This is a genomic window from Desulfosarcina sp. (genome assembly GCF_041551955.1).
GTDB lineage: Bacteria > Desulfobacterota > Desulfobacteria > Desulfobacterales > Desulfosarcinaceae > Desulfosarcina.
The window spans coordinates 1-3,784 of sequence record NZ_JBFELV010000476.1 but is presented as its reverse complement, the minus strand read 5'-3'; the positions used below and the strand labels follow the sequence as shown (position 1 = coordinate 3,784).

Annotated in this window: 5 protein-coding genes; 4 read left to right on the top strand and 1 reads right to left on the bottom strand. The window is 54.0% G+C overall.

What is annotated here, in order from left to right:
• The 4 genes from ABYV26_RS22755 to ABYV26_RS22740 form a co-directional block, all read left to right on the top strand.
• Positions 1–1,199 (top strand): cation diffusion facilitator family transporter (locus ABYV26_RS22755; protein WP_372683645.1); only part of this gene is annotated, 1,199 nt, incomplete at its 5' end.
• Between the two features lie 51 nt (positions 1,200–1,250).
• On the top strand, positions 1,251–1,643 hold the full coding sequence (locus ABYV26_RS22750) for a thioredoxin family protein (protein ID WP_372683644.1): 393 nt from the start codon (positions 1,251–1,253) through the stop codon (positions 1,641–1,643).
• Between the two features lie 165 nt (positions 1,644–1,808).
• On the top strand, positions 1,809–2,348 hold the full coding sequence (locus ABYV26_RS22745; protein ID WP_372683643.1) for a (Fe-S)-binding protein: 540 nt from the start codon (positions 1,809–1,811) through the stop codon (positions 2,346–2,348).
• Between the two features lie 57 nt (positions 2,349–2,405).
• Entirely contained in the window at positions 2,406–3,176 is a 771-nt protein-coding gene (locus tag ABYV26_RS22740) for an alkaline phosphatase family protein (RefSeq protein WP_372683642.1), read from the top strand.
• A gap of 232 nt (positions 3,177–3,408) precedes the next feature.
• Here ABYV26_RS22740 and ABYV26_RS22735 read toward each other — a convergent pair.
• Positions 3,409–3,784 (bottom strand): molybdopterin-binding protein (locus ABYV26_RS22735; protein ID WP_372683641.1); only part of this gene is annotated, 376 nt, incomplete at its 5' end.

The window sequence follows — 3,784 nt, the reverse complement described above, 5'->3', positions numbered from 1 at the left end:
CTACGGTGTTCAATACGTTCGGGTACCGAAGGGCCGAAATCATGGCGGCCCTGATCAACGTGATGCTGCTTGCCGGTGCGTCTGGGGTTATCCTATACCATGCCGTACAACGCTTTTTGCACCCCCAAACGGTCAACGGCCTTATCGTGATCGTCCTGGCGGGGGTGGGCGTTGTGGGAAACGGCCTGTCGGCATGGTTGCTGCACCGTGACGCGGCCCACAGTTTGAACGTACGCGGCGCCTTTCTGCACATGGTTGGTGACCTGCTGACTTCGGTGGCGGTTCTGATCAACGGCCTGCTGCTGCTGTATTATCCATGGTACTGGTTAGATCCGCTTCTGTCAGTGCTCATTGTTATTATTATCCTGAAAAATGGATGGAATCTGTTCAAGGAATCCACCGCCGTGCTGATGAACGCCACGCCCGGCCACCTCAGACTTGAGAAGGTTCGTGACTATCTGTGCCATCTGCCGGGAATTTTGAATGTGCATTATCTGCATGCCTGGCAGGTCTCTTCCTCCAGCACCGCTTTTTCCTGCCATGTGGTCGTGCCCGACCAGCCGGTCAGTCGCACCGGGCAATTATCCGAAAGGATCAAACATGAGTTGTTGCACCGTTTCCGCATCGATCATCCGGTACTGCAGTTTGAAACCGGAGACTGCGGTCAGGGGACCCTGCTGTGTGAAATGGCCTGCAACGGAGCCATAGGCGGCAGTATTTCGAAAACCCGGGACGGGGCGGATTCGGTTCCTGCCAAAAATCGCCAGCGGATACAGCCGCTTTTGTTCCATGCGCTGCGCCTGCTCCTGGGAGCCGTGTTCCTGTATGCCAGCTACGATAAGATTCTGCATCCCGAGGCCTTTGCCCAGGCCGTTTACAACTACCAGATCCTGCCGGACGGGCTCATCAATCTGGCAGCCCTGGTTCTGCCCTGGTTGGAACTGCTTTTAGGGCTGTGCCTGGTCGCCGGAGTGTGGCTGCCGGGAACGACTGTCTTGAGCACCACGCTGCTGGCTGTCTTTATTGGTGCTCTGGTGTTCAATCAGATTCGGGGGCTCGACGTTCATTGCGGCTGTTTTTCAACAGAGACCACCGAAGGCCCGGCCGATCTGTGGACCGTGGCCCGGGATGTGAGTTTTTTAGTGGTGTCGGCTTACCTGACGGTGAAAACTTTTTTATCAAACCGATCAGCACCTTAAAGGAGCAGGATGCGATATTTAAAGATGACTGACACGATGAAAGGAAAATTCATGACAAGCGCGAAATGGTCGATTTTCGTAGGGATACTGCTGATCTGCAATACGGCGGCCCCCGTGCCTGCTTCCGAATCAACCCCGGCAAACTTAGCTCAATTGCCGGTGCCGGGCATGGTAACCATGATTGATCTTGGGGCCAAGAAATGCATTCCCTGCAAGATGATGGCGCCGATTATGGAAAAGATGGAGAAGCAATATGCCGGCAAGGCGGCCATTGTCTTCATTGACGTGTGGGAACATCGGGAGCAGGCAGGACGATTCGGCATCCGGGCGATCCCCACGCAGATCTTTTACGATGCAACGGGCCAGGAGGTTTCCCGGCACGTGGGGTTCATGTCGGAAGACGATATCGTAAAAACCCTGAGCCAGTTAGGCGTCAAGCCATAGCCTGATGACGCTGCCGGGAAGACATACAAAAAAATAGCCTGGCAGAAGGAAGGTAAACGGTTTCGCAGGGGCACCGGGATGGCCGTCAACCGGATTGGGTTGTATTGTCCGGCTGTTCTCGCGGCCCCCCAGTGGCATGATTTTCATCTCAACAGGAGGCTTGACATGCTGCTTCAATCTTATCGATTGGAAATCTTCAACAACGCGTGCATGCCCGGTGCCATGACCGTGCAGTGTTTCGCCCACCTGGATCAGGATGTCTCGACGGCGCTTCCCTTTCTAAACGCCGAACTGGGAGGGTTTGAATACATCAAAGAACCACCGTCGGTGACTTTCAAGCTGCACGGTAAGCTGCTCACGGTATATGGGCGCAAGATTGCCGTAAATGCGCTTAAAAACGAAAGTGAAGCCCGCAAGGTTGTCGAATGGCTCAAGCGTGAGATCAACGGCATCTGGGAAAACCGGGATACCGTCACACCCCGTTACGAGGGCATGCCCCGTCCCCAGGTGATCCAGATATTAAAATGCCTGCCGAAGACGAACTGCCGTGAGTGCGGTGAGCCGACTTGCATGGTGTTTGCCACCCGTGTGGTGGAGGGGGCAAAGGGCAGCGAGGACTGCCCACCATTGACCACTGAAGCCAAACGATCCCTGGATGCCTACATGGCTGGTTTTTCCGTGGGATCTGACGGCATACCCTGGTAAAGGACCGTTCATGTCAACTCACAAACCATTTATAATTGTCCATTTTTTTTATTGCTGATGTCGCTGATTCCCGCATATGCGGGTGGAAATCCGCCGCACCTGAACAATGTCATAATCATTTCCATCGATGCACTGCATCCTGATGCGCTTCGGCAGGCCAAGATCCCGACCCTATCAAAACTGATGCAAAGCGGTGCCTATACGCTTGACGGTCGCAGTACCGAACCGCCCAAGACGTTGATTGCCCACACGGCGATGTTTACCGGCATGGCGCCCGGGGAGAACGGCAAAGTGGACAACGACTGGATAACCGGGGAGGCGACTGTCCAGAAACCGACTATTTTCGACAGCGCTCAGCGTAATGGTTTCAAGACCGGATATTTCTATTCCAAAGAGAAGCTGGGATACCTGGTCAACGACGCTGTGGATGTTCACGAATGGTCGCGGGACAGTGCCATCGATTCCGCCGGAGCCTTCATAAAAACCCCTGGCCGTCATTTCGTTTTTCTGCACGTCAGCGGTCTCGATCAAGTGGGACCGGAGTCTGGATGGCTGTCACCGGCGTATATAGAGGAGCTGTCCTACATCGATGACTATCTCTCTTCGCTGATCGAATTGATAAGCGTTGATAAAAACTATCTGATAATCGTCACCAGCGATCATGCCGGTCATGGGAAGATTCATGGCAGCCATCATCCGGAAGATTACCGGTTGCCTTTGGTCGTTTGTTCAGATGCGGTTCCGATTAACCAATATCAAAACATATCCTTTTCAGTATTTGATCTGAAAAAGATGCTTGGGGATTTGCTGCAAAATGATTCTTCCTGAGTCAGCATCCTTTTCAGCGCTTCACCTAGACGGCTATCGGTAACCGGCAACATATTCCATGCCAACAGATCACCTTTTCAACCGGTAAAGACAGATCACAACGTCGATCTCATCGATGAATTTTGGATACGGTAAAAGTGATCTGAAACAGGTCCTTCCGAAACTATTGATCGATGCCATCGGGTTCACCCCATGCGGACTTGGTTCAGGCGGGAGAAATGGTGTCCCCTTTCTATATTCCCTTGCCGAATGGGCAATGGGGGTAGCTGCATTCAGGACAATCCTTGCAAAGGCCCCCGTGACCTATGAACGCCAGTTCCTTTTTGGTAATCTTTTCCCCGGCCAGGATTCTCGGCAGCACCAAATCCAGGACCGTAATCCGATGATGAAGCCCGCAGGCCGGAACCCCCAGCAGGGGGACGTCGTCGATGGCGGCCACCAGAAACATGGCCCCCGGAAGTGCTGCGGCCCCGTAGTGCATCTCCTGAGCACCGGCCATGCGGATGGCTTTGCGGGTCACATCGTCCGGGTCCACGCTCATGCCGCCGCTTAGCAGCAGCAGGTCGCATCCGTTGTCGATATGGCTGCGGATGGCCGCCGTGATCAGG

Coding starts and splice junctions, on each gene's coding strand:
- ABYV26_RS22750 (WP_372683644.1), top strand. CDS start 1,251: ATGACAAGCGCGAAATGGTCGATTTTCGTAGGGATACTGCTGATCTGC.
- ABYV26_RS22745 (WP_372683643.1), top strand. CDS start 1,809: ATGCTGCTTCAATCTTATCGATTGGAAATCTTCAACAACGCGTGCATG.
- ABYV26_RS22740 (WP_372683642.1), top strand. CDS start 2,406: ATGTCGCTGATTCCCGCATATGCGGGTGGAAATCCGCCGCACCTGAAC.